Origin of the sequence: Brucella sp. NBRC 12950 (assembly GCF_030268145.1) — a bacterium.
GTDB lineage: Bacteria > Pseudomonadota > Alphaproteobacteria > Rhizobiales > Rhizobiaceae > Brucella.
The window spans coordinates 1-255 of the sequence record NZ_BSQC01000093.1; the positions used below are offsets into that span (position 1 = coordinate 1).

The following is a 255-nucleotide window of genomic DNA, read 5'->3' on the forward strand; positions in this document are numbered from 1 at the left end:
ATGAAAATCTGCTGCTGCCGCCCGTAGTCGGCAAGGGCAGCGGAGCCATGTCACTCGACGAGATTTACGAGCTCTTCCCCAATCTCTATGAGCGCCGCAACAGCCCCGGCACCAAGCTTTCGGGTGGTGAACAGCAGATGCTGGCGATTGCCCGCATCCTGCGTACCGGCGTGAAGGTGATGCTGCTTGATGAGCCGACCGAAGGGCTTGCGCCCGTCATCATCCAGCGCATCGGCGATGTGCTGGTGGAACTTA

1 protein-coding gene is annotated in these 255 nt (G+C 60.0%); it reads left to right on the forward strand.

The genetic code is table 11. From position 1 onward, the window contains the following. Positions 1 to 255, forward strand: a 255-nt coding sequence (locus QSJ70_RS27605; protein WP_285541399.1) for an ATP-binding cassette domain-containing protein, incomplete at both ends; no start/stop codon positions are given.